Raw genomic sequence first — 22,641 nt, 5'->3', positions numbered from 1 at the left:
GAAGATCGGTCCGTGCCGCGTCGAAGACCCGGCCGCGTTCGGCCGCGTCGCCGTGCTGATGGGCGGCACCAGCGCCGAGCGCGAAGTCTCGCTGGACTCCGGCCGCAACGTGCTCGAAGCGCTGCGCGCGCGCAGCGTCGACGCGTTCGCGGTCGATGGCATCCCAGCGCTGATCGATGCGATCCGCGCCGGCAGCGTCGATCGCGTGTTCAACATCCTCCACGGCAACAAGGGCGGTGGCGAGGACGGCGTTCTGCAGGGCCTGTGCGAAGCGCTCGGCGTGCCGTACACCGGTTCGCGCGTGCTCGGTTCGGCGCTGAGCATGGACAAGATCCGCACCAAGCAGGTGTGGCTGAGCATGGGCCTGCCGACGCCGCGCTACGTGCGCCTGGCCCAGGGCGACGACGTGCACGCAGCGGCGCGCGAACTCGGCCTGCCGGTGATCGTGAAGCCGTCCAGCGAAGGTTCCAGCGTCGGCGTCTCGCGCGTGTTCAGCGATGCCGATCTCGACGCCGCCGTCGAACTGGCCGCGCGCTATCCCGGCGAGCTGCTGATGGAACAGATGATCGTCGGCGACGAGCTCACCGTCGGCATCCTCGGTTCGGACGGTGCGCACCACGCGCTGCCGTCGATCCGCATCGTGCCCAAGGGCGAGTGGTACGACTACAACGCCAAGTACATCGCCGAGGACACGCAATACCTGTGCCCCGGCCTGCAGGGCAGCGACGAGGATGAAATCCGTCGCATCGCGCTGGCTGCGTTCGAAGCCGCCGGCTGCTTCGGCTGGGGTCGCGTCGACGTCATGCGCGACCGCAACAGTGGCAAGTTCCATCTGCTCGAAGTCAACACCGCGCCGGGCATGACCAGCCATTCGCTGGTGCCCAAGGCGGCGCGCCAGGTCGGCATTCCTTTCGAGGAAGTGTGCTGGCGCGTGCTCGAGTCGAGCCTCGCGCAAGGGGGTGCGGTGGCGTGAACGCCATGCTTCGCCTCGTCGGGTGGATCCTCGCGCTGGCACTGGTGGTGCTGCCGATCGTCGCCGTGCTCAACGGCTGGGTCGGCGCGCGCCATTGGCCGCTGACGAAGCTGCAGGCCACCGGCCAGTTCGAGCGCGTCGATGGCGCGCTGCTGCAGAAGACGCTGCTGCCGTACGCGCAGCGCGGCTTCTTCGCGGTGGACCTGGCGGCGGCGCAGGACGCGGTGTCGAAGCTGCCGTGGGTGGAACACGCGGAAGTGCGCAAGCGCTGGCCCGACGTGCTCGAGGTGAAGGTGGTCGAACACCAGCCGTTCGCGCGCTGGGGCAAGGACCAGCTGCTGTCGCGCCAGGGCCGGCTGTTCCCGGCCAAGGGCATCGAGGTGCCCGCTGGCCTGCCGCAGTTCGACGGTCCGCCGGCGCGCGCGGGCGAAGTAGTGGAGATCTACAACGAATCGCGCGAGCTGTTCGCGCCGATCGGGCTGACGGTGCGCGAGGTCGATCTCGATCCGCGCGGCAGCTGGACGCTCGCGCTCGACAACGGCGCGCAGATCGTGGTCGGACGCAGCGAAGCGCGCGCGCGGCTCGGTCGTTTCGTGCGGCTGATGCCGCAGCTGCTGGCGCAGCAGGCGCAGGTCCTCAAGCGCGCGGACCTTCGCTACACCAACGGGTTTGCATTGACGTGGGCGCCGATGCCGGCGCCGGCGGCACTGCCGCAACAACTGCAGGGACAATCATGAATCGCAAGGGTGACAAGTCGCTGATCGTCGGCCTCGACATCGGCACCTCGAAGGTGGTGGCGCTGGTCGGCGAGTACTCGCCGGGCAACCCCATCGAGGTGATCGGCATCGGCTCGCACGAATCGCGCGGCCTCAAGCGCGGCGTGGTCGTCGACATCGAATCGACCGTGCAGTCGATCCAGCGCGCCATCGAAGAAGCCGAGCTGATGGCCGGCTGCGAGATCCGCTCGGTGTACGCATCGATCTCGGGCAACCACGTGCAGTGCCGCAACTCGCAGGGCATCGCGCCGATCCGCGATGGCGAAGTGACCTACGGCGACCTCGACCGCGTGCTCGACGCGGCGAAGGCGGTGGCGATCCCGGCCGACCAGAAGATCCTGCACGCGATCCCGCGCGACTACGTGCTCGACGATTCGCAGGAAGGGATCCGCAATCCGGTCGGCATGACCGGCGTGCGCCTGGAGGTGCACGCGCACCTGGTGGTGTGCGCGCAGTCGGCCGCGGCCAACATCAGCAAGTGCGTGCAGCGTTGCGGGTTGCAGGTCGACGACCTGATCCTGAGCGTACTCGCGTCCAGCCAGGCCGTGCTGACCAGCGACGAGCGCGAGCTCGGCGTGGTGCTGGTCGACATCGGCGCGGGCACGACCGACATCGCGGTGTTCGTCGGCGGTGCGATCGCGCACAGCGCGAGCCTGCCGATCGCCGGCGACAAGGTCACCGAAGACATCGCGCACATGCTGCGCACGCCGACGCCGGAAGCCGAGCAGATCAAGGTGCGCTACGCCTGCGCGCTGGCGCAGATGGCGACCGCGGAAGAGTCGATCCAAGTGCCCAGCGTCGGCGATCGTCCGCCGCGGCGCATGCCGCGCGCCTCGCTCGCGCAGGCGGTGCAGGCGCGCTACGAGGAAATCTTCGAAATGATCCAGGCCGAACTGCGCCGCAGCGGTTTCGAGCAGCACGTGCGCGCTGGCATGGTCCTGACCGGCGGCGCCGCGAAGATGGAAGGCGTGGTCGAACTCGCCGAGGAAATGCTGCAGATGCCGGTGCGCGTGGGCATTCCGCAGCACGTCACCGGCCTGGGCGAAGTGGTCGGCAATCCGGTGCACGCCACCGGCGTCGGCCTGCTGTTGATGGGCAGCCAGATCGAACACCCGCGTCGCCCGGTCATCCCGACCGGTCGCGCCGGCAGCTTCTTCAGCAAGCTCAAGAACTGGTATCGCGGCGAGTTCTGATGACGGGACGCGCCACGGGTTTCACGGAATCGACGCGGCACGGGCCGACGCCGGTTCACGGTCCGGAGAAGCAATCCGGATCACGCGGGCAGGCGAGGCGACGACGAAGTATTTGCGGTTCGGCAACACCAGCGATTCGAAAGACACACGACATAACTAGCAATACATAACGAGGACGACGACATGGCACATTTCGAACTGGTTGAAAAAATGGCCCCGAATGCGGTGATCAAGGTCATCGGCGTGGGTGGCGGCGGCGGCAACGCCGTGGCGCACATGGTCAGCGGCAACGTCGACGGCGTGGAGTTCATCACCGCCAACACCGACGCGCAGGCCATCAAGAACTGCGGCGCGAAGCTGCAGCTGCAGCTCGGCAGCAACGTGACCAAGGGCCTGGGCGCGGGCGCGAATCCGGAAGTCGGTCGCCAGGCCGCGCTGGAAGATCGTGAGCGCATCATGGACGCGCTGACCGGCGCCGACATGGTGTTCATCACCGCCGGCATGGGCGGCGGCACCGGCACCGGCGCCGCGCCGGTCGTGGCGCAGCTGGCCAAGGAGATGGGCATCCTGACCGTGGCCGTGGTCACCAAGCCGTTCCCGTTCGAAGGCCGCCGCCGCATGCAGGTGGCGCTCAAGGGCATCGAGGAACTGAGCCACCACTGCGACTCGCTGATCACCATCCCCAACGAGAAGCTGATCACCGTGCTGGGCCGCAACGCCACGATGATCCAGGCGTTCCGCGCGGCCAACGACGTGCTGCTCGGCGCGGTGCAGGGCATTGCCGACCTGATCGTGCGTCCGGGCCTGATCAACGTCGACTTCGCCGACGTGCGTACCGTGATGAGCGAGATGGGCCTGGCGATGATGGGCACCGGCGCGGCGCGCGGCGACGATCGTGCGCAGGCCGCGGCGGAAGCGGCGATCCAGAACCCGCTGCTGGACGACGTGAACCTGTCCGGCGCCAACGGCATCCTGGTCAACATCACCGCCGGTCCGGATTTCACGATGGCCGAGTTCGACGAAGTCGGCCGCACGATCGAGAACTTCGCTTCCGAGGACGCGACGGTCGTGATCGGCACCGTGCTCGATCCGGACATGCAGGACGAAGTCCGCGTGACCGTGGTCGCCACCGGCCTGAACCGTGCGGTCGCCCGCCAGTCGGTGCGCGGCAACGAACGCGAGGCGCATCGCGCCCCGATCTCGCTGGTGCGCAACGCCACCACGGGCCAGCCGGAGTTCTCGGCGATGGACGAGGTGCCCTCGGCGCGTCCGGGCTTCGGCACCAGCCTGCGCGGCAGCGCCGGCAGCCGCGCCCCGGAGCCGGCGGCGAGCCCGGCCGTGGCCGACTTCGGCAGCGACAGCAGCTACCTGGACATCCCGGCGTTCCTGCGCCGTCAGGCGGACTGAACCCCGGGCCTTCTCTCTTCACGGGGAGGAGGCCGGTCCCAAGCCCTGTCCCGCGCCACGGGGCAGGGTGATCCGTCGTCCTTCGCCCGGAGTTTCCGGGCCTTGGGCCGGTCGGCCCGCTTTGCGCGGTCCGGCCGGCCGATTTGCGGTTCCGGGCCCGAGTCGTGACTTGTTTCCGTCATGATTCAGGCCGCCGGGTGGTATTCTTGCCGGCCGTTCAGGCGGGCGGTTTGCATCCGCCGGTCCGCGTACCTACATAAGCCCACGAGATAGCACGACAGGTCGCCCAGGTTCCCCGATGCTGCGCCAGCGCACCCTCAAGAACGTGATCCGCGCCACCGGCGTGGGCCTGCACAGCGGCGAGAAGGTCTTTCTCACGCTGCGGCCGGCGCCTGTCGATACGGGCATCGTGTTCCGCCGCATCGACCTCGACCCCGTCGTGGAAGTGCCGGCCAGTGCCGAGCTGGTCACCGAGACCACCCTGTGCACCGGCCTGAGCTGCGGCCCGGCCAAGATCCAGACGGTCGAGCACCTGCTGTCCGCGCTCGCGGGCCTGGGCGTCGACAACATCTACGTGGAACTGTCCGCGGCCGAAGTGCCGATCATGGACGGCTCCTCCGGTCCGTTCGTGTTCCTGCTGCAGTCCGCCGGCATCGCCGAGCAGGACGCGCCCAAGCGCTTCATCCGGATCAAGCATCCAGTCGAAGTACGCGACGGCGACAAGGTTGCGCGGTTCGAGCCCTACGACGGTTTCCGCCTCGACTTCACCGTGCAGTTCGACCACCCGGCGATCCCGGCGTCGCAGTCGCGCGCGGTGGTGGAATTCTCGACCGCCAATTACATCCAGGAAGTCAGCCGCGCCCGCACGTTCGGCTTCATGCGCGACCTGGAGTACATGCGCGAGCGTAACCTCGGCCTGGGCGGTTCGATGGACAACGCCATCGTCCTGGACGAATTCCGCGTGCTCAACGACGACGGCCTGCGCTACGCCGACGAGTTCGTCCGCCACAAGATCCTCGATGCGGTGGGTGACCTTTACCTCGCCGGTCATCCGATCATCGGCACCTACGTCGGCTACAAGTCCGGCCACGCGCTCAACAACAAGCTCGTGCGCGCGCTGCTTGCCGAGCGTTCAGCCTGGGATGAAGTGACCTTCACTGAAACCGGTACAACGCCGGCACCGGTCACCTACGGCATTCCCGCCACCGCCTGATCTGGCGGCGCGGCCTTTGTGCCGCAAGCGTTTTCATGAATTGGGACAGCGTCACAGACGTGAACATCGCGTGACGTCTTAACGTTTTTTTTACGAATTTCTATCAGAAATTTTCTGACCCTTTAACAATTTCAAAGGGTTAGCCCTTTAGCATGCCCCGGACCCTGGCGTATCGAGGTCCGCGGCAAGGAGCTTGCCAGAGACGCAGAAGATGTCAGGGCGTGTCCTTGGAACCGGAAGGGTCCGGTTCCTTCAAGGACGCAAGCGCGGCTTGCAATGCTTGCAGAGCAGTCGCGGAGATGGGTTTGGCTTGCCGGTCGGATTGCGGGGAGGCAGTCACCGGGGTTGTCGTTTTGACGATGAGTTCAGCCGCATCCAGCCCGATGGAACGGGCCGCGTCGAGCAGTTCAGGGGCAGCGAGCCGCAACTTGGCACGCCATACCGGGGCATCGACGACAAACACGAGCCTGCCTCGTTCGTAGTTGGCCAGTCGCGCATGCGCGGCCAGTGACGGCGGCAGGAGTGGGCGAAACCGTTGGTCCAGCTCGTCAAGCCACAAGGCACGACGGATCGGACCGCCAGCGGGCTCGGACAGCAGCGCATCGAGCGCCGCTTTCGGAGTCGAAGGGTGGCCTTTGGGCGACCTGGGCTTGGAATCAGACATCAGACATGACCTATCCGACCATCGTAAACAAAACCCGCGCGCATCTGGCGCATTGGCTGCAGCGCGCAGGCTACTGGGGCGCGCAGCGTCCGGGGCTGGCGATCGCGCTGCTGCTGGGCACCGGCACGGCGCTTGGCGCCGGCGTCGGCCTCGCCGACAACACGCTGCTGCGCAGCAAGGTCGATCATCAGTCCGCCGCGCTCGAGACGACCCGTCGTGACGCGCAGCGTGAGATCAACGCCCTGGCCGCCCGCATGGGCGAGCTCCAGGCCGAGGCCAACCGCCTCAACGCCCTCGGCGAGCGCCTGACCCGCATCGGCCAGCTCCAGGACGGCGAGTTCGATTTCGACAAGCCCGTCGGCGTCGGTGGCGCCGGTCCCGTGCGCGACATGACCAAGTCCGAGCTGGATGAGGGCATGGCCACGCTGGGCGAGCAGTTCCAGGCGTCGGGCGAGCAGCTCTCGGTGCTGGAATCGCTGCTGTTCAACCGCCAGCTCGACATGAACGCCGTGCCGGGCCGCGAACCGATCGCCAACAGCTACATCACCTCCGGCTTCGGCGGTCGCGCCGATCCGTTCAACGGCGGCCATGCCAACCACAAGGGCATCGACTTCAAGGCCAACGTCGGCGATCCGGTGCTGGCCGTGGCCGACGGCGTGGTCAGCTACTCGGGCGTCCGCTCGGGCTATGGCAACGTCATCGAAGTCGACCACGGCAATGGCTACGTGACCCGCTACGCGCACAACTCGCGTCTGACCCACAAGGTCGGCGAGCTGGTCCGCGCGGGCCAGGAGATCGCCAAGGCGGGTTCGACCGGTCGTTCGACCGGCGCGCACGTGCACTTCGAAGTCTGGGAGAACGGGCGCGTCGTCAATCCGCGCAATTTCCTCAGCCAGCAGTCGCCGTTGAAGATGCAGATCAAGGGCTGAGGGCTGGTAGGGCTTAAGGCGGGGTAGAGGGGCTTCCGCGGGCCAGCGCCGCAAGTAGGTAGCCGTCTGGTTCGGGATTGCATCGCTTTTCCGGCCCTGCGCCGTAGGCTCCGGGCGCCACCCAGATGCAAGCGCGGAGCGCTGAGGCGTATCAGGCGCTGGATTGCCTCGCACTCCCGGCCCTTCGCCGTAGGCTCCGGGCGCTCGCCGAGGTGCAAGCCTGCGGCTTGCAAGCACCTCGGCTCGCCCCCACGCTACAATCGGCGTGGCCACAGTTCAGGCTCGATTCGATCGGGGCGCACGGCGCCCCGATTCCATTTGAGCCGGCCAGACTTCCTTCGGGGAACTTGCTGGTGGACGCGGACTCTTAACACGTCTTGCCTGCCGGTCTTCCCGTCTCCGCTTTCGGACCCGTACATGCTCAACAGCCTGCTTACCCGCGTTTTTGGCAGCCGTAACGAACGCCTGCTGCGCCAACTCCAACGCACCGTCGTCAAGATCAACGCGCTCGAGCCGGAGATGCAGAAGCTCTCCGACGAGCAGCTGCAGGCCAAGACTCCCGAATTCCAGAAGCGCATTGCCGACGGCGAGGCGCTGGACAAGATCCTTCCGGAAGCCTTCGCGGTCTGCCGCGAGGCCAGCAAGCGCGTGCTGGGCATGCGCCATTACGACGTGCAGCTGATCGGCGGCATGGTCCTGCACCTGGGCAAGATCGCGGAAATGCGCACGGGCGAGGGCAAGACCCTGGTCGCGACGCTGCCGGTCTACCTCAATGCGCTGGAAGGCAAGGGCACCCACGTCGTCACCGTGAACGACTACCTGGCACGCCGCGACGCCGCCTGGATGGGTCGCGTGTACAACTGGCTGGGCCTGAGCGTCGGCGTGGTCTACCCGGGCATGCCGCACAGCGACAAGCACGCCGCCTACGCCGCGGACATCACCTACGGCACCAACAACGAGTTCGGCTTCGACTACCTGCGCGACAACATGGCGCTGTCGAAGGACGACCGCTTCCAGCGCGGCCTGCACTACGCGATCGTGGACGAGGTCGACTCGATCCTGATCGACGAAGCGCGCACGCCGCTGATCATCTCCGGCCCGGCCGACGAGTCGCCGGAGCTGTACATCAAGGTCAACCGCATCGTCCCGAACCTGGTACGCCAGACCACCGAGGACGGTGAAGGCGACTACTGGGTCGACGAGAAGAGCAAGCAGGTGCACCTGTCCGAGTCCGGCCAGGAGCATGCCGAGGCGCTGCTGCGCCAGGCCGGCATCCTGCAGGGCGACGAGGACGCGCTGTACGGCGCGCAGAACCTCAGCGTCGTCCACCACCTCAACGCCGCCATGCGCGCGCACGCCATCTACCAGCGCGACGTGGACTACATCGTCCGCGACGGCGAGGTGGTGATCGTCGACGAGTTCACCGGCCGCACGCTGCCGGGCCGTCGCTGGTCCGACGGCCTGCACCAGGCGGTCGAAGCGAAGGAAGGCGTTCCGGTCCAGCGCGAGAACCAGACGCTGGCCAGCATCACCTTCCAGAACCTGTTCCGCATGTACAAGAAGCTGTCCGGCATGACCGGTACGGCGGACACCGAGGCCTACGAATTCCAGAGCATCTATGGCCTGGAAGTGATCGTGATCCCGACCCACAAGGCCGTGCAGCGAAAGGACCACCCGGACGCGGTGTTCCTCAACCGCAACGGCAAGTACCGCGCGGTGATCAACGAGATCAAAGACGCCAACGCGCGCAAGCAGCCGGTGCTGGTCGGCACCACGTCGATCGAAGTGTCGGAGATGCTCAGCGACCAGCTGCGCGAGGCCGGCATCCACCACGAAGTGCTCAACGCCAAGCAGCACGAGCGCGAAGCGCAGATCGTCGCGCAGGCCGGTCGTCCGGGCGCGATCACCATCGCCACCAACATGGCCGGCCGCGGTACCGACATCGTGCTCGGCGGCTCGCTCGAAAGCGAGATCTCCGAACTCGAGGCCAAGAACGGCACCGAGATCGACGAAGTCACCAAGGCCCGCCTCAAGTCCGAATGGCAGGCGCGGCACGAAGCCGTGAAGGCCGCCGGCGGCCTGCACATCGTCGGCACCGAGCGCCACGAGAGCCGCCGTATCGACAACCAGCTGCGCGGCCGCGCCGGTCGCCAGGGCGACCCGGGTTCCTCGCGCTTCTACCTGTCGCTCGAAGACAACCTGATGCGCATCTTCGCGGCCGACTGGGTACAGCGCGTGATGGCGCGCATGGGCCTGAAGGAAGATGACATCATCGAAAGCCCGCTGGTGACCAAGCAGATCGCCAACGCGCAGCGCAAGGTCGAGGCCCACAACTTCGACATCCGCAAGAACCTGCTGGACTTCGACGACGTCAACAACGACCAGCGCAAGGTCATCTACTCGCAGCGCGACGAACTGCTCGACGCCGACAGCGTGCAGGACAATGTCGACGGCATCCGCGGCGACGTGGTGGCCGACACGGTCGCGCGTTTCGTGCCGGCGAACTCGATCGACGAACAGTGGGACCTGCCGGGCCTGGAAGCCGCGCTCGAACAGGACTTCGGCGTGCAGATGCCGCTGGTCGCGATGGCGAAGGAGTCCGGCGAGCTGGACGCGGAGACCATCGAGGAGCGCGTGCAGCAGGCGGTGCAGGAGCACTTCGGCCAGCGCGAGGGCCAGCTCGGCCCGGAGACGATGCGCATGCTGGAGAAGCACATCATGCTCAACGTGCTCGACCAGAACTGGAAGGAACACCTGGCGCGCATGGACTACCTGCGCCAGGGCATCCATCTGCGCGGCTACGCGCAGAAGCAGCCGAAGCAGGAATACAAGAAGGAAGCGTTCGAGCTGTTCTCCGAGATGCTGGAGAAGGTCAAGCGCGAAGTCGTGACCCTGCTGGCGCGCGTGCGCATCCGCAGCGAGGAAGAGATCGCCGCGATGGAAGCGCAGGAGCGCGCCGCCGCCGAGGCGCAGGCGCGGCAGATGCAGTTCCAGCATGCCGACGCCGGCGGTTTCGGCGCCGACGAGGAAGCCGCGCAGGTGCGCGCGCAGGCTGGCGATGCATTCGCCAACGTCGGTCGTAACGATCCCTGCCCGTGCGGCAGCGGCAAGAAGTACAAGCATTGTCATGGGCAGCTGGCCTGAGCCAGCGACCAGCCCACGCCGCTCCCCGCCACGCGGGGAGTGCGTCGTAGCGGAGGCGCGTTGATGCCCTCCGCTTCATCGGAACCCCCGCTGCCGACTTCGACCGTCCTGCCGCCGCCCGCGGTATCGCGCACGGTGGAAGTCGTGGCCGGCGTCATCCGCGACGCGCGTGGCCGCGTCCTGCTGGCGCGACGCACCGAAGGTCGCGACCTTGCCGGGCTATGGGAATTCCCCGGCGGCAAGCGCGAGCCTGGCGAATCCGCCGAAGCGGCGCTCGCCCGCGAACTCCACGAAGAACTCGGCATCGACGTCGAGATCGGCGCGCCGCTGATCAACGTGCCGCAGGCCTATCCCGACAAGCGCCTGCGTCTGGACGTGCGCACCATCGCCAGCTGGCATGGCCACGCGCGCGGCCGGGAAGGGCAGGCGCTGGTGTGGGTGCCGCCGCAGAAGCTGCCGAGCTATGCGATGCCACCGGCCGATCGTCCGGTGGTAGCCGCGCTGCTGCAGCCGGCGCATTACCTGGTCACGCCGATGCCGGGCGCGGACGACGCGGAATGGCTGGCCCGGCTCGCGAGGGCGCTGGAAAGCGGCGTGCGCCGCGTGCACCTGCGCGCGCCCGGACTGGATCCTTCGCGCTGGCGCATCCTCGTCGAGGCTGCGGCGCGCCTGTGTCGGCACGCCGGGGCCGATGTGCTGGTGAACGCCGACCTCGACCTTGCACAGGAACTGGGCATCGGCCTGCACATGCCCGCGGCGCGGTTGCATGCGTTGCGCGAACGCCCGCTGTCGGCCGACGTGCCCTTCGCCGCGTCCTGTCATGACCGCGACGACCTGAGCGCCGCACAGGCGCTGGGATGCGATTTCGTCGTGCTCGGCACGATCCGTCCGACGCCGAGCCACCCCGGCATCGCGGGAATCGGCTGGGACGCGTTCGCCGCGCTGCGCGAATCGGTGTCGCTGCCGATCTACGCGATCGGCGGGCTGGTGCCGGGCGATGTCGAAGAGGCACGCGCACACGGCGCGCAGGGCATCGCGGCGATCCGGGGGCTGTGGCCGACGGACTGAACCGGTACCGGCTCAGTGCGAAGCGGCGAGGGCGCGGTAACGCCGGTCCAACGCCGCGACCTGCGCGTCGAGTTCGTCGATCGCGCCCGTGTTGACGACGATGTCGTCGGCGATGGCCAGGCGCTGGTCGCGCGTGGCCTGCGCGGCGACCATCTGCTGCGCCAGCGTCGCATCGACGCGGTCGCGGGCCATGACCCGCGCGCGCTGCACGTCGGCCGGCACGTCGACCACGAGGATCCGCGACAACCACGGATAGGCATCGCGGCCGCCGCCTTCGGCGAGCAGCGGGATCGCGGCGATGGCGTACGCACCCGGCGCGGCCACGCAGATATCGCGCAGCGCGGCGCGCACGCGCGGATGGATGATGGCTTCGAGGCTGCGCCGTTCGGCATCGTTCCCGAACACGTGGCGGCGCATCGCCGCTCGGTCGAGGCCGCCGTCGGCGGCGAGCACGTCCGGACCGAATTGCGCGACGACCTCGGCCAGTCCTTCCGAGCCGGGCGCGACGGCTTCGCGCGCGGCCAGGTCCGCATCGGCGACGACGATTCCCAGTGCCTCGAAACGGCGCGTGACTTCGCTCTTGCCAGAGGCCACGCCGCCGGTGACGCCGATGATGAATTCGCTCATGCCGGCATGGTAGCCGCGCCGCACGGGCGCGGAACAATCACTTCAGGCCGGAATACTGCATGTAGGCGCCGATGATCCGGTCGCCCCAGAAGAAGGCGATCCAGCCGGCGATGGCGAGGTAGGGGCCGAACGGAATCGGCGTCGCGCGGTCGCGACCCTTCACCGCCAGCCAGATCGAGCCGACGATGGCGCCCACCACCGACGACAGCAGGATCGTCGGCAGGATGCCCTTCAGGCCGGTCCACGCGCCGATGGCCGCAAGCAGTTTGAAGTCGCCGTGGCCCATGCCTTCCTTGCCGGTGAGCTGCTTGAACAGCCACCACACCACCCACAGGCTGAGATAGCCCGCGACCGCGCCCAGCAGGGCCGGCTTGGCCGGGAAGTACAGGTTGTCGGAAGCCGCTATCAGGCCCAGCCACATCAGCGGCAGGGTGAGCTGGTCCGGCAGCAGCTGTGTCTTCAGGTCGATGCCCGACAACACGATCAGGAAACAGGTGAAGACGATCGCGCCGAAACCCTGCCAGCCGAAGCCGAAACGCCACACGCACGCCACCATGAGCAGCATCGTCAGCAGCTCGACCAGCGGGTACTGCGGCGAGATCGGCGTCTTGCAGCTGCGGCATTTCCCGCGCAGCGCGAGGTAGCTGAACACCGGGATGTTCTCGTACCACGACAGCTGGTGCTTGCAGTGCGGACAATGCGACCGCTCCACCACGATGCCAGGCGGTGGCGGGTCGTAGGTCTCCGGTTCGCCCAGCACCTCGCGACTGTCGCGCCGCCACTGCCATTCCAGGCGCTTGGGCAGCCGCAGGATGACGACGTTGAGGAAGCTGCCGACCAGCAGGCCGAATCCGGCCGCCAGCGGGAAACCGATGGCGGGGTTTTGATCGAGGAATGCCATGCGGAATTAAAGCATCCTGCGGCGGCGTCAGACCACTGCGGCCAGTTTGAAGATCGGCAGGTACATGGCCACCACCATGCCGCCGACGATCACGCCCAGGAACACCATGATCAGCGGTTCCAGCAGGCTGGCCAGTGCGTCGACCGCGTTGTTGACTTCCTGCTCGTAGAACTCGGCGACTTTGAAAAGCATGGTATCCAGCGCACCGGCTTCTTCGCCGATCGCGGTCATCTGCGTGACCATGTGCGGGAAGATGTTGACCTGCTTCATCGCCATGTTGACCGGGTAGCCCACCGCGACGTCGTCGCGGATGTTGCGCACCGCGTCTTCGTAGACCACGTTGCCGGTCGCGCCGGCCACCGTGTCCAGCGCCTCCACCAGAGGCACGCCCGCCTTGAAGGTCACCGCCAGCGTGCGCGCGAAGCGGGCGATGGCGGAGTTGTGCATGATCTGTCCGATGACCGGGATCTTCAGCAGCATCCGGTCGAGGAAGCGCGCGAACGCGACCGAGCGCTTCTTGGCCATGATGAATGCGGTGATCGTGCCGCCGACGATCGCGCCCACCAGCCACCAGTACGCGACCATGAATTCGCTGGCCGAGATGATGAGCTTGGTGAAGGCGGGCAGGTCGGCGCCGAAGCCCTTGAACACTTCCTCGAACTGCGGCACCACGAAGATCAGCAGGATCGAGCTGACGATCAGCGCCACCGCGACGACCATCGCCGGGTAGAACATCGCCTTCTTGATCTTGCCCTTCAGGGCTTCGATGTTTTCCTTGTACGTCGCCACCGTGTCGAGCACGGTCTCGAGCACACCGGCCGCTTCACCGGCACGGACGAGGTTGCGGTAGAGCTCGTCGAACTGCACCGGGTGCCTGCTCAACGCCTCGTACAGCGACAAACCGCTTTCGATGTCGGCACGCACGGTGTTGACCAGCTTCGACATGCGCGGGTTCTTGTTGCCGTTGGCGATGATCTCCATCGCGCCGACGATCGGTACGCCGGACTTCATCATCGTCGCGATCTGGCGGCTGAACACCGCGATCTCGAGCGGGGTGATCGGCTTGCCGGCGGCACCGAAGATCGACTTGGTCTTGGGCTTGACGACCTTGGGCTGGATGCCCTGCTTGCGCAGTTCGGCGCGCAGCGCGTTGGCGTTCTTCGCCTGCTGTTCGCCCTTCATGACCTTGCCGCGCTTGTCCGTGCCCTGCCAGACGAAGACGTTGAGGGCGTCGGCGCGACGGACGGGATTGGCGGGACGGGCGGCGGTGCGGGTGGCGGACATGGTTTAGTCCTTGGTTACGCGGTTGATTTCGGCCAGGGTGGTGACGCCGTTCTTGACCTTCACCAGCGCGGACTGGCGCAGGTCGCGCACGCCCGACGCCAGTGCGGCTTCGGCGATCTGCAGGGCGTTGCCGCCCTCGAGCACGATCGCCTGGATCTTCTCGGTCATCGGCATCACCTGGTAGATGCCGGTACGGCCCTTGTAGCCTTCGGTGCAGTCGGAACAGCCGACGGCCTCATAGATCTTCATCCCGGACTCGATCTCCTCGTGGGTGAAGCCTTCGGCGAGGAGCGCGTGTTCCGGCAGGTGCACTTCGCGCTTGCAGTCGTGCAGGCGGCGCGCGAGTCGCTGGGCGATGATCAGCGTCACCGACGAGGTGATGTTGTACGGCGCGATGCCCATGTTCATCAGACGCGAGATGGTCTGCGGAGCATCGTTGGTGTGCAGCGTGGAGAGCACGAGGTGGCCGGTCTGTGCGGCCTTGATCGCGATCTCGGCCGTTTCCAGGTCGCGGATTTCGCCGACCATCACCACGTCCGGGTCCTGTCGCAGGAAGCTGCGCAGCGCCGCGGCGAAGGTCATGCCCTTCTTCGCGTTCATCTGCACCTGGTTGATGCCGGGCACGCGGATTTCGACCGGGTCCTCGACCGTGGAGCAGTTGCGCTGCTCCTGGTTGAGGATGTTCAGGCCGGTGTACAGCGACACCGTCTTGCCCGAGCCGGTGGGACCGGTCACCAGGATCATGCCGTAAGGCTTGGCCAGCGCCGCCTCGTAGAGCGTGCGCTGGTCGTCCTCGTAGCCGAGCTTGTCGATGCCCAGCTTCGCGGCCGAGCCGTCGAGGATACGCAGCACCACCTTCTCGCCGAACAGCGTGGGCAGGGTGCTGACGCGGAAGTCGACCTGCTTGGTCTTGGAGATGTTGAGCTTGATGCGGCCGTCCTGCGGCACGCGTTTCTCGGCGATGTCCAGCTGCGCCATCACCTTCAGGCGCGCGGCGATGCGCGCGGAGAGGTTCGGCGGCACCTTCGTCACCTGCTTGAGCAGGCCGTCGATGCGCAGGCGCACGCGGTAGTCGGTTTCGTAGGGTTCGAAGTGGATGTCCGAGGCGCCGCGGCGGATCGCGTCCACCAGCACCTTGTTGACGAACTTCACCACCGGGGTGTCGTCGGTCTTGACGTCAACGCCGGTGTCGTTGGACAGATCCTCGCCGCCAGAGACGTCGAGATTCTCCAGACCGTCCTGGTCGCCCATCGTGTCGGCGAGGTTGTCGCTGGCCTCGAGCCACTGGTCGATGGCGCGGCGCAGGCGGTCCTCATCGACCAGGATAGGCTCGATGGCGAAATTGGTCTGGAACTTGATCTCGTCCAGCGCCTGCGAATTCGCCGGGTCCGCGATGCCGATGAACAGGCGGTTGCCGCGCTTGTACAGCGGCAACACGGTGTGTTTGCGGATCAGCGCTTCGTTGACCAGCTTGATCGCGGACTGGGCCGGATCGAAGGCGGCGGCATCGAGCAGCGGCACGCCGAATTCGACCGAGTTGGCCGCAGCCAGCTGCGCCGGCGTGACCAGGCGCTTTTCGGCCAGGTACGCGGTGATGGGCTGCTTCTGCGCCGTGGCCGTGGTCAGCGCCTGGCGGGCGACCGTGTCCTCCAGCGCACCGTCCAGCACCAAGCGCCGGGCAATGCCGGTGATCCCCACCAGATTGGCAGTGGCGACCGTGCTCATGTAACCCCCTGTATTTCCCCGGTCTCGACTGTACCGCAATCCTCCGGCCTTGGAGCGGACGCGGCGCACGTTTGCGCACTCGGCCGTGGCCGCATGCCCTGTTAAGGCGGAACGGCGACGCCTGCACCTTCTGGGGGATCCCCTTTTCGCCTACTCTGTGAAAAAGGGGGAAAGATGCGAATTTCGGTAGTCCTGCCTGCAAAAAACGAGGCCGAGGGGCTGGTGCGGACACTGCCCGCGCTGCGCGCGCAATGGCCGCAGGCGGAAGTCATCGTGGTGGACGACGGATCCACCGACCGCACCGCCGCGGTGGCCGCCGAGCATAGCGCCCGGGTGCTCTCGTCCCCGTACTCGATGGGCAATGGCGCGGCGATCAAGCGCGGCGCCCGCGCGGCCAGCGGCGACATCCTCGTATTCATGGATGCCGACGGCCAGCACGATCCGGCCCACATCCGCCTGCTGCTGGAAAAGCTGGAGCAGGGCTACGACATGGTCGTGGGCGCCCGCGACGGGTCCGGCCAGGCCAACCTGCACCGCGGCTTTGCCAATGCGCTCTACAACCGGCTGGCGAGCTGGATGACCGGTCACGCGATCCTCGACCTGACTTCCGGCTTCCGCGCGGTCCGTGCCGAGCGTTTCCGCGAATTCCTGCACCTGCTGCCCAACGGCTTCAGCTATCCGACCACCAGCACGATGGCGTTCTTCCGCAGCGCCTACCCGGTGGCCTATGTGCCGATCCCGGTGGCGCGACGCGTGGGTAGCAACAGCCACATCCGTCCCCTCAAGGACGGCATCCGCTTCCTGCTGATCATCTTCAAGATCGCGACGCTGTACTCGCCGCTGAAGCTGTTCGTACCGGCCTCGCTGACGTTCGCACTGCTGGGCTGCGGCTACTACGCGTACACGTTCTTCGTCTATCACCGCTTCACCAACATGAGCGTGCTGCTCTTCAGCGCGGCGGTGATCGTGTTCCTGATCGGGCTGGTGTCGGAGCAGATCACCGCGCTGACGTTCCGTCGCGATCCCTGACCGGCGTGGTGCCATGACGCGCGTTGAGGACGGCCCGACCGGCGAACGGCCGACGCTCCTCGTGCTGACCTCGACCTATCCGCGCTGGGTCGGCGACCACGAGCCCGGCTTCGTCCACGAACTGTGCCGCCGCCTCGCCGCCGACTTCGACGTCGTCGTGGTCGCGCCGAGCGCGCCCGGTGCGGCGACGCGCGAATGCATGGACGGCGTCGACGTGCACCGTTTCCGCTACGCGCCGGCGGCCGCGGAAACGCTGGTGAACGACGGTGGCATCGTCGGCAATCTCCGCCGCAGTCGCTGGAAGTTCGCGCTGCTGCCCGGCTTCTTCGCGATGCAGGCGTGGACCGCATGGCGCATCACGCGGCAACGTCGCGTCGCCGCGATCCACGCGCACTGGCTGGTGCCGCAGGGGCTGATCTGCGCGGTCCTGCGCCGGACGGTGTGGCGGCGCATCCCGCTTGTCGTTACTTCGCACGGGTCGGACCTGTTCGCGCTGAAGGGGCCTGTGTTCGACGCGATGCGCCGTTTCGTCGTGGGCGCCAGCGCCGCCGTGGCGGTGGTGAGTCGCGGCATGCGCGATGCGCTCGTCGCGCAGGTCGGTGAACGCACGCCGATCCATGTCGCGCCGATGGGTGTGGACATGACCTCCCGCTTCGTGCCCGGCGACGAATCCCGTTCCATCGACGAGATCCTGTTCGTGGGCCGGCTTATGGAGGTGAAGGGTCTGCATCATCTCGTCGATGCCATGCCGGCGATCCTCGCGCGACGGCCCGATGCATTCCTCACCGTGGTCGGCTTCGGTCCGGAAGAGGCGCGGTTGCGTGCCCAGGTCGAGGACCTTGGGCTTGGTGACAAGGTGCGTTTCGTTGGCCCGGTCGCGCAGGCGGAGCTGCCTTCGTACTACCGTCGGGCTGCGGTGCTGGTCGCGCCGTCGGTGCAGTTGCGCGCTGGCGACCAGGAAGGCCTCGGGCTGGTCACGATCGAAGCGATGGCCTGTGGCTGTCCCGTGGTCGTTTCCGACCTGCCGACCGTGCGCGATGCGGTGGATGGCACACCGGCCGTGCGCGTGATGCCTGGCGACACGGGTGCGATCGCGCGCGGCGTGCTCGACGTGCTCTCGTCGCCGGCGACTCATGCGATATCGCCGGCGCAACGTGCCACGCTCGTCGCGCGTTTTGGCTGGGATGCGGTCGCGGCGCGCTACGTCGACCTGCTGCGTTCAGCGATGCGCTGACTCAGCGCTCGTCGCGACGGGTGTCGCGCGATGCCTGCCACGTCCCCTGCATGAAATGCAGGCCGCCGACGATGCGCACGAACTGAGCACGCACGGCGAACGGCAATAGCATCCATCCGGTCATGCGATCGACCGCGCGCGCAAGGCCCGACAGCAGCGGTGCGCTGAGCGCTGCCAGCGGACGCAGCGCGGGACGCCGCCGCGCATCGAGCGTCGCGTAGCCCGACTCCACGTAAGCCTGCGGATGGTCGCGTTCGAACATGGCCGCACTGTGGCGCCCGGCCTCGCGCATCTTGGCGCCGACTTCGACCATCGACAGTGCGTCCATGTGCGCGACTTCTGCTTCCGGCACCCATGTCACGCGGCCGTGCGAGGACAACCGCAGCAGCAGATCGCGATCCTCGAAGCCGTAGTGCCGATAGCGCGAATCGAAGCCGCCGCAGGATTCGTACGCACGCCTGACGAAGGCCATGTTTGCGGAGCTGCCGATGCCGCCGACGCCCGCGCGAACCTGCGCGGCGCGACGCATCGATGCGAGACGCTGGTAGCGATCCCAGAAGGAGTCACCGAATCCACGGATCGGCCCGGTCGCCGCCACGGCGCCGTCGTCGAGCGCCGCGCGCAAGCGCGCGAGGTAGTCCGGCGTCGATGGCACGCAGTCGCAGTCGATCAGCACGATCCGTTCGCCGCGCGAATGGGCGATGCCGTGGCCGCGTGCCTGTGCGCGTCCGCGGTTCGTCTCCAGGCGCAGCAGGCGGATGCGGTTGCCGAACGTGGCTTCGATTCGTTCCGCCGTACCGTCGCCAGAACCGTCATCGACGACGACGATTTCAACGTCGCTTTGCTGTAGCGCCTGCGAGAGCAGCGCGTCGATGGTGGCGCAGGCCTGGGCGGCGCGGCGGTAGACCGGAATCACCACGCTGATCGAAGGCGTCGTCGACATGCGTTCGGGCGTCATGCGCGGACCCTACAGGCGCCCGGTCGCGCGAAGCAACAGACGCATCAGGCGTGGGCGGCGCTTGAGTGCTTCCGACAACGATGCCCGCAACGATGTGCTCGCTTCATGCCAGGCACCGCGTGCGGCACGTTGCTGCTGCTTGCGACGGTGCAGCGCATCAAGCTCTGTGCACAGCGCGGCGAGCGTGGGGTAGCGGCTTGCGTCCAGCCTGCGAGCCGGCGGGACAGACGCGGCCTCGTCGAGGTCGTCGAATCGCGCGATCGACGTTTCGTCGGCGGGTGCTGGAAGTTCCTGCGTCACGCGGCCGTGCATCAGGTCGAGCAGGTGATCGGCGAGACGACGGCCCGCATGGCCGTCCATGCCCGGAAGGAAGCGTTCGCGCAGATGCAGGTATCGCTCCTGCGATGTGCCGCGCGCCTGGCGCATGCGTTCGACGAAGCGCACGGCATCGACGGGGTCCTGCACGGTATCGATTCCGCGCTGCAAGGCGAGGCCTTCCTCGTTGAGTCCCTCGCTGCCGTCGGCGTGCAGGTAGGCGAGCGGCTTGCCGGTGGCGAGATACTCGATCAGGAAACTGCCCGGATCGGTCATCAGCACGTGCGAGGCGGTGAACGCATGGCGATGGTCGGCGCGCTGGTCGAGCACGATGCCCGCCGTGGCGAGTTCGTCGCGCAACTGCGCGAGCCGGTCCGGCTGCAGCAAGCCTTCGTCGAACAGCGCCGGGAAGAGTCCCGGATGCGGTCGCCATACCAGCGCGATATCCGGATTGTCGGCCGCAAACCCGAACAGACCGCTCGCGAGCACGTCGAAACTGGAATAGCACAGCCCGTTCGCGTGGCGTTGGCCGAAACTGAAGTGCGAGTTCCACAACACCGTGAAGCGATCGCCGATCGCCTGGCGCAATGCGGGGTCCACTTCGAAGCGGTCGATGCCATGCAGTTCGTCCATGCGCGGCAGTCCGAGCACACGCACGTGGCCACTGCCGGCGGGACAGTGCCGCGCGTACAGCGCTTTCTCGAAATGCGATCGCGCGATCACGCTGCTCGCGTGGATCTGCGTCGGCTGCGCATACTGGTAGCTGCGGTTCTTGTCGCCCGCGCCGACGGGGAGGCCGTAGGGCACGTAGATCGTGTGCCGCACCTTCGCCGCGACGAGATCGAAGTGGAACGCCGGTGGGCGTTCCAGGTCGTACGGCGCGTTGAAGATCGCGATGTCGTACGCGTTCGCGTGCAGTTCGAAGCCGTCGCGTTCGGGATCGCGGTAGGGCAGGCCAAGGTCGTCGAAGAGCACACGCATCGCGGAGCAGCTGGCGCGCTGCGTGCCCTTCGAAGAGTGGTTGTACGGCAGCACCAGCAGTTCGGGAGCGAAGCGCGGATCGTCGCGCATCGCCTGCCACGCACTGCGTACATTGACCCAGCTCTCCGGGCGCTGGCACAGGAACAGCACGCGCACGGGTGCGTCATGCGGCGAGCCTGAGTCGTGCATGGGTTGGCCCGCCGAATGCGTCAGCCCGACAGCCGCTGCGTGAACGCGCGCGTACGGTCGAGGTCTTCGGCGGTATCGACTTCCGACAGCTCCAGCGCAAATGCGGGAAGCGGAAGGCGCGGCTGCAACTGCTCGTACACGTAGCCGCTGACCTTGTCCATCAGGTTCGACGGCCCGGACACGACATTGGCCCACTCGTACTCAGAGCGCGCCTCGCGCGAGAACTCGTCGATCTCGAAGTCCTCCGCGCTGCGTGCATGCGTCCGCACGAATACGGCCTGCTCGCTGGAGGCGCGGGTCACGCCGACCAGCACGTCGGTGCGTGCGGCCTTCGCCACGAACGCCGAGAACGACTCGGGCGAGATCACCAGGTCGCCGTCCATGAAGATCGTCTTGCCCGGGATGCCGCGCGCGCCCATCGCCATGCTCCACGCGGTGTTGGTGGTGCGGTAGTCGGGATTGCGCACGATGACAACGTTGCGATGCCAGCGCGCGACGTGCTCGATCACCAGCTCCTCGCGGTAGCCGACGACGACGTGGATGCGCGGCACCACCGGCTCGATGGTTTCGATCAGGCGCGAGAGGATGGTCTTGTTGCCGATCTCGAGCATGGCCTTGGGCAGCCCGAGGCCGAGGCGCGAACCCAGGCCCGCCGCGGCGATTACAGCGCCTTCAACAGGCTGCATAGCACCTCTCCATTGTGTACGACGAAGTCGGCCGCGCCGACCGCCGATGCGGTGGGGCTGTGCACGCCGCCGAACGCCATGCCGATGTCCGCTTCGCGCAGCATCGGGACGTCGTTGGCGCCGTCGCCGACGGCGATGATGCGTTCGAAACCCAGCTCGGAACGGATGCGCTTGACCGCATCGCCCTTGTCGAGGATGTGATCGAGCACGAGCCGGCTGCCGTTGAGGCGCGCGTTCGACGTGAACGAACGGCAGCCAAGCCGGTCGAGCAGCGGCTGGATCCAGATGTCGAGATTGCCGGTGACGATGAAGCAGTCGTCGGAACGTTCGGCGATGAAGCGCTGCAGGTGTGCGTCCAACGGGATCTGCGCGATGATCTCGTGCACGCGCGGCACCGGGATCTGGCCGAGGATCAGCGTGCGCAGGCGCATCGAATCGGTGAACGAGATCAGCCCGTCCATCGTGATCCGCGTGAGCGTTGCGATCTCTTCGGCGATGCCCGCTTCGGACGCGATGGAAGGAAGGATCTCGGTGGTGGTGACGGTGCCGTCCAGGTCGAAGCAGTAGGCCGTCCTCATGCGTCGCGCTCCAGCACCAGCCAGCGCTGCCGCGTCTCGGCGCGGTTGTTCAGCGAGGCATCGGCGTAGACGTCGCCGCTGCCGGCGATGCGGAAGCCGCGCTCCAGCAGCGGTGCGCGCATCGCCTCGACCAGTTCGTCCTGCGTGCGGTAGATCGCGTTGTAGACCTGGTCCATGTCGTCGGAGTAGTGGTCCTGGATGGTGAGCCGTTCGCCCATGCCCATCGGTTCGCGGAACACGATGCGCGATGCCGGCGCCATCAGCGACCCGAACGCGGCCAGCGCGGCGGCGAGTTCGTCGTCGTTGAGATAGATCAGCACGCCCGAGCACAGCAACCGGTCGAACGGGATCGTTTCATCCAGCGCGGACAGCGAAACCTGGTCGGCGAGCGCGACGGAGAAACGCACGTGTGCGAGGTCTTCGTGCGCGCGTTGCGCGTGTTCGACCAACCCGCGGCTCGCATCGCAACCGTGGTAGTGCGCGCATTCGGCGGCGATCGTGCGCGCCCAGCGGCCGGTGCCGCAGCCGATGTCGACCACGCGCTGGCGTCCGTCCAGTGCCAGCAGCGGTGCGATCGCGAGTTTCTCCGCGATGTCGCGGTGTTCGGCGAGGTCGGGATGCTTGTCCTGGTAGATCACCGCGCGCACCGGCCCGAGGCGTTCGATCTTCTCCGCGCGCTGCTCGAAGAACGCGAGCACGGCGTCCCGGTCGATCTCGGGTTGCCCTTGCGTGCCGGGGCGGGTGGGGATTCGTGCCATGAAAGTCGA

The 22,641-nt window shown here is 67.2% G+C and carries 20 protein-coding genes; 10 read left to right on the top strand and 10 right to left on the bottom strand.

Going from position 1 to position 22,641, the window contains the following annotated elements; genetic code table 11:
• Positions 1–4 precede the first annotated feature (4 nt).
• The 5 genes from FOF45_RS03115 to lpxC all read left to right on the top strand — a co-directional run bounded on the left by FOF45_RS03115 (position 5) and on the right by lpxC (position 5,562).
• Positions 5–973: a D-alanine--D-alanine ligase gene (locus FOF45_RS03115; RefSeq protein WP_267902659.1), complete on the top strand. Its 969-nt coding sequence runs from the start codon at positions 5–7 to the stop codon at positions 971–973.
• The gene (locus tag FOF45_RS03110) at positions 970–1,710 is read left to right on the top strand and encodes a cell division protein FtsQ/DivIB (RefSeq protein WP_158982559.1); all 741 of its coding nucleotides are present in this window, start codon (positions 970–972) and stop codon (positions 1,708–1,710) included. Before FOF45_RS03115 ends, FOF45_RS03110 begins: the two co-directional genes overlap by 4 nt.
• Entirely contained in the window at positions 1,707–2,942 is a 1,236-nt protein-coding gene (gene ftsA / locus FOF45_RS03105; RefSeq protein WP_158982558.1) for a cell division protein FtsA, read from the top strand. Before FOF45_RS03110 ends, ftsA begins: the two co-directional genes overlap by 4 nt.
• A 183-nt stretch (positions 2,943–3,125) precedes the next feature.
• Positions 3,126–4,349 (top strand): cell division protein FtsZ, encoded by a 1,224-nt coding sequence (gene ftsZ, locus FOF45_RS03100; protein WP_158982557.1) that lies wholly within the window; start codon positions 3,126–3,128, stop codon positions 4,347–4,349.
• A 298-nt stretch (positions 4,350–4,647) separates the two neighbouring features.
• Complete coding sequence (gene lpxC, locus FOF45_RS03095) at positions 4,648–5,562, top strand: UDP-3-O-acyl-N-acetylglucosamine deacetylase (protein WP_158982556.1); 915 nt, start codon at positions 4,648–4,650, stop codon at positions 5,560–5,562.
• A gap of 214 nt (positions 5,563–5,776) precedes the next feature.
• On the opposite strand, the gene FOF45_RS03090 is transcribed toward lpxC, so the two are convergent.
• Positions 5,777–6,226, bottom strand: coding sequence for a DciA family protein (locus tag FOF45_RS03090; RefSeq protein WP_425481879.1), 450 nt, complete (start codon positions 6,224–6,226; stop codon positions 5,777–5,779).
• A 5-nt stretch (positions 6,227–6,231) separates the two neighbouring features.
• Here FOF45_RS03090 and FOF45_RS03085 point away from each other — a divergent pair, with 5 nt between their 5' ends.
• From FOF45_RS03085 to FOF45_RS03075, 3 genes are all read left to right on the top strand, one after another.
• Complete coding sequence (locus FOF45_RS03085; RefSeq protein ID WP_158982555.1) at positions 6,232–7,155, top strand: M23 family metallopeptidase; 924 nt, start codon at positions 6,232–6,234, stop codon at positions 7,153–7,155.
• Positions 7,156–7,572: 417 nt separating this feature from the next.
• Positions 7,573–10,299, top strand: coding sequence for a preprotein translocase subunit SecA (gene secA, locus FOF45_RS03080; protein WP_158982554.1), 2,727 nt, complete (start codon positions 7,573–7,575; stop codon positions 10,297–10,299).
• 63 nt (positions 10,300–10,362) lie between these two features.
• Positions 10,363–11,367 carry a Nudix family hydrolase gene (locus FOF45_RS03075; RefSeq protein WP_158982553.1) on the top strand — a complete coding sequence of 335 codons (1,005 nt, stop codon included), beginning with the start codon at positions 10,363–10,365 and terminating at the stop codon, positions 11,365–11,367.
• Between the two features lie 12 nt (positions 11,368–11,379).
• Here the strand turns inward: FOF45_RS03075 and coaE are convergent, their stop codons facing one another.
• Genes coaE through pilB form a run of 4 tightly spaced genes read right to left on the bottom strand, consistent with a single transcriptional unit; the run spans position 11,380 to position 15,904 of the window.
• Entirely contained in the window at positions 11,380–11,994 is a 615-nt protein-coding gene (coaE, locus tag FOF45_RS03070) for a dephospho-CoA kinase (RefSeq protein ID WP_158982552.1), read from the bottom strand.
• 37 nt (positions 11,995–12,031) lie between these two features.
• The gene (locus FOF45_RS03065; protein WP_158982551.1) at positions 12,032–12,895 is read right to left on the bottom strand and encodes a prepilin peptidase; all 864 of its coding nucleotides are present in this window, start codon (positions 12,893–12,895) and stop codon (positions 12,032–12,034) included.
• Between the two features lie 27 nt (positions 12,896–12,922).
• Positions 12,923–14,179, bottom strand: a complete 1,257-nt coding sequence (locus tag FOF45_RS03060; protein ID WP_158982550.1) for a type II secretion system F family protein — start codon at positions 14,177–14,179, stop codon at positions 12,923–12,925.
• Between the two features lie 3 nt (positions 14,180–14,182).
• A complete protein-coding gene (gene pilB / locus FOF45_RS03055; protein ID WP_158982549.1) occupies positions 14,183–15,904 on the bottom strand; it encodes a type IV-A pilus assembly ATPase PilB in 1,722 nt (573 codons plus the stop codon).
• Between the two features lie 174 nt (positions 15,905–16,078).
• On the opposite strand from pilB, the gene FOF45_RS03050 reads away from it, so the two are divergent.
• Complete coding sequence (locus FOF45_RS03050; RefSeq protein WP_158982548.1) at positions 16,079–16,933, top strand: glycosyltransferase family 2 protein; 855 nt, start codon at positions 16,079–16,081, stop codon at positions 16,931–16,933.
• Positions 16,934–16,946: 13 nt separating this feature from the next.
• Positions 16,947–18,167 carry a glycosyltransferase gene (locus FOF45_RS03045; protein ID WP_158982547.1) on the top strand — a complete coding sequence of 407 codons (1,221 nt, stop codon included), beginning with the start codon at positions 16,947–16,949 and terminating at the stop codon, positions 18,165–18,167.
• A 1-nt stretch (position 18,168) separates the two neighbouring features.
• On the opposite strand, the gene FOF45_RS03040 is transcribed toward FOF45_RS03045, so the two are convergent.
• From FOF45_RS03040 to FOF45_RS03020, 5 genes are read right to left on the bottom strand one after another with little or no spacing between them, the layout of a single operon-like run.
• A complete protein-coding gene (locus FOF45_RS03040; RefSeq protein WP_158982546.1) occupies positions 18,169–19,125 on the bottom strand; it encodes a glycosyltransferase family 2 protein in 957 nt (318 codons plus the stop codon).
• A gap of 9 nt (positions 19,126–19,134) precedes the next feature.
• Positions 19,135–20,610 (bottom strand): hypothetical protein, encoded by a 1,476-nt coding sequence (locus tag FOF45_RS03035; RefSeq protein ID WP_158982545.1) that lies wholly within the window; start codon positions 20,608–20,610, stop codon positions 19,135–19,137.
• A gap of 20 nt (positions 20,611–20,630) precedes the next feature.
• Positions 20,631–21,296 carry an NTP transferase domain-containing protein gene (locus tag FOF45_RS03030; protein ID WP_158982544.1) on the bottom strand — a complete coding sequence of 222 codons (666 nt, stop codon included), beginning with the start codon at positions 21,294–21,296 and terminating at the stop codon, positions 20,631–20,633.
• Positions 21,272–21,874, bottom strand: a complete 603-nt coding sequence (locus FOF45_RS03025) for an HAD-IB family phosphatase (protein ID WP_158982543.1) — start codon at positions 21,872–21,874, stop codon at positions 21,272–21,274. Before FOF45_RS03025 ends, FOF45_RS03030 begins: the two co-directional genes overlap by 25 nt.
• On the bottom strand, positions 21,871–22,632 hold the full coding sequence (locus tag FOF45_RS03020) for a class I SAM-dependent methyltransferase (protein WP_158982542.1): 762 nt from the start codon (positions 22,630–22,632) through the stop codon (positions 21,871–21,873). Before FOF45_RS03020 ends, FOF45_RS03025 begins: the two co-directional genes overlap by 4 nt.
• Between the last annotated feature and the right edge of the window lie 9 nt (positions 22,633–22,641).

Origin of the sequence: Lysobacter panacisoli (genome assembly GCF_009765165.1) — a bacterium.
GTDB classification, from domain to species: Bacteria; Pseudomonadota; Gammaproteobacteria; order Xanthomonadales; family Xanthomonadaceae; genus Lysobacter_J; species Lysobacter_J panacisoli.
The sequence above is the reverse complement of the archived record's forward strand: the minus strand, read 5'-3'. Positions and strand labels throughout refer to the sequence as shown.

Coding starts and splice junctions, on each gene's coding strand:
- ftsA (WP_158982558.1), top strand. CDS start 1,707: ATGAATCGCAAGGGTGACAAGTCGCTGATCGTCGGCCTCGACATCGGC.
- ftsZ (WP_158982557.1), top strand. CDS start 3,126: ATGGCACATTTCGAACTGGTTGAAAAAATGGCCCCGAATGCGGTGATC.
- lpxC (WP_158982556.1), top strand. CDS start 4,648: ATGCTGCGCCAGCGCACCCTCAAGAACGTGATCCGCGCCACCGGCGTG.
- FOF45_RS03090 (WP_425481879.1), bottom strand. CDS start 6,226: ATGTCTGATTCCAAGCCCAGGTCGCCCAAAGGCCACCCTTCGACTCCG.
- FOF45_RS03085 (WP_158982555.1), top strand. CDS start 6,232: ATGACCTATCCGACCATCGTAAACAAAACCCGCGCGCATCTGGCGCAT.
- secA (WP_158982554.1), top strand. CDS start 7,573: ATGCTCAACAGCCTGCTTACCCGCGTTTTTGGCAGCCGTAACGAACGC.
- FOF45_RS03075 (WP_158982553.1), top strand. CDS start 10,363: ATGCCCTCCGCTTCATCGGAACCCCCGCTGCCGACTTCGACCGTCCTG.
- coaE (WP_158982552.1), bottom strand. CDS start 11,994: ATGAGCGAATTCATCATCGGCGTCACCGGCGGCGTGGCCTCTGGCAAG.
- FOF45_RS03065 (WP_158982551.1), bottom strand. CDS start 12,895: ATGGCATTCCTCGATCAAAACCCCGCCATCGGTTTCCCGCTGGCGGCC.
- FOF45_RS03060 (WP_158982550.1), bottom strand. CDS start 14,179: ATGTCCGCCACCCGCACCGCCGCCCGTCCCGCCAATCCCGTCCGTCGC.
- pilB (WP_158982549.1), bottom strand. CDS start 15,904: ATGAGCACGGTCGCCACTGCCAATCTGGTGGGGATCACCGGCATTGCC.
- FOF45_RS03050 (WP_158982548.1), top strand. CDS start 16,079: ATGCGAATTTCGGTAGTCCTGCCTGCAAAAAACGAGGCCGAGGGGCTG.
- FOF45_RS03045 (WP_158982547.1), top strand. CDS start 16,947: ATGACGCGCGTTGAGGACGGCCCGACCGGCGAACGGCCGACGCTCCTC.
- FOF45_RS03040 (WP_158982546.1), bottom strand. CDS start 19,125: ATGACGCCCGAACGCATGTCGACGACGCCTTCGATCAGCGTGGTGATT.
- FOF45_RS03035 (WP_158982545.1), bottom strand. CDS start 20,610: ATGCACGACTCAGGCTCGCCGCATGACGCACCCGTGCGCGTGCTGTTC.
- FOF45_RS03030 (WP_158982544.1), bottom strand. CDS start 21,296: ATGCAGCCTGTTGAAGGCGCTGTAATCGCCGCGGCGGGCCTGGGTTCG.
- FOF45_RS03025 (WP_158982543.1), bottom strand. CDS start 21,874: ATGAGGACGGCCTACTGCTTCGACCTGGACGGCACCGTCACCACCACC.
- FOF45_RS03020 (WP_158982542.1), bottom strand. CDS start 22,632: ATGGCACGAATCCCCACCCGCCCCGGCACGCAAGGGCAACCCGAGATC.